The following is an 829-nucleotide window of genomic DNA, read 5'->3' as shown; positions in this document are numbered from 1 at the left end:
ATGATGGGAAGAGCGCGCATGTCGGAGACCAGCGTGTTGTAGCCGAAGGAGGCGACGCGCTCGGTGGTCAGCACATTGGCATTGCCGGATCCGGTGATCTTGGCGACGACGTTCTTCATGTCCCAGGGGGCGAGGAACTGCCCCTTCTTCACATTGATAACCTTGCCGGTCCTTGCGGCGGCGACCAGCATGTCCGTCTGGCGCGACAGGAAAGCCGGAATCTGCAGGACATCGACATGCGGCGCGACGATCGCGCACTGCTCCTCGGTGTGGACATCGGTCAGCACGGGGAGCGAAAATTCCTTGCGCAGTTCGTCGAAGACGGGAAGGGCTGCGTCCATGCCGGCGCCGCGCGTCGCCGACAGCGAGGTGCGGTTGGCCTTGTCGTAGCTGGTCTTGTAGACGAGGCCTATGCCGAGCCTGCCGGTCAGTTCCTTCAGTGCGCCGGCCATGTCGAAGGCATGCTGGCGCGATTCAAACTGGCACGGGCCGGCGATCAGGGACAAAGCCGCCCTGTTGTCGAAGACGACATTGCCGACGGCTACAGACGAATTGGGCGCCATCGAATTGGACGCTTGCGGCTTGCTCATGGGATCTCCCGGAAGATAAAGGCCGCGCCCTGTCCGGGTGCACGCCGCACGACGATATCATTGCCCGCTATATCGTGTTGGACGGAATTGGCTGCAAGCAGCCTTGATGTCACATCGGCGTTCCGAACCGAAAAGACCACCGCTGCGAAGCGTAGATCTGTCGGCGCGCCGGCCGGCAGGCCGAAGCGCGCGGTGAAAACCGCGCGGTCAAGCACGCTCAAATCCGCATTCGGCAAGGG

General features: G+C 62.6%; 1 protein-coding gene and 1 pseudogene. Both read right to left on the bottom strand.

From position 1 onward, the window contains the following. Positions 1–590 (bottom strand): 3-deoxy-8-phosphooctulonate synthase (gene kdsA / locus EN964_RS35945; RefSeq protein ID WP_127277553.1); only part of this gene is annotated, 590 nt, incomplete at its 3' end. Beyond that, positions 587–829: pseudogene (locus EN964_RS35940) on the bottom strand (VOC family protein); the annotation flags it as partial. The gene kdsA and the pseudogene EN964_RS35940, both read right to left, overlap by 4 nt.

The sequence above is a fragment of the Mesorhizobium sp. M7A.F.Ca.CA.001.10.2.1 genome, assembly GCF_003998575.1.
Taxonomy (GTDB): Bacteria; Pseudomonadota; Alphaproteobacteria; order Rhizobiales; family Rhizobiaceae; genus Mesorhizobium.
This window is presented reverse-complemented; position numbering and strand designations above follow the sequence as displayed.